Here is a 247-nt window from a genome sequence, read left to right on the forward strand (position 1 = left end):
GGTAATGTGCTTGGCTTTTTGGCGTGCCACATCGTATTCCACATCGCCCACCAGGGTGCCGTTGTCCAGGCGATTGATACCGACATCTATGATAGTCGCGCCTTCTTTAATCCAGCTACCCGGAATGAAGTTAGGCTTTCCAACGGCGACAACCAGAATATCGGCCTGACGAACATGGCTTTCCAGATCCTGAGTGAATCGATGGCAAGTCGTCGTTGTGGCGCCGGCAAGCAGCAGTTCAAGGGTC

General features: G+C 53.4%; 1 pseudogene. It reads right to left on the bottom strand.

The annotated features are described in order from the left end of the window. Window positions 1–247, bottom strand: a pseudogene (locus ACYP03_RS27390) (bifunctional methylenetetrahydrofolate dehydrogenase/methenyltetrahydrofolate cyclohydrolase); the annotation flags it as partial.

Source organism: Photobacterium sp. R1, from assembly GCF_054600795.1.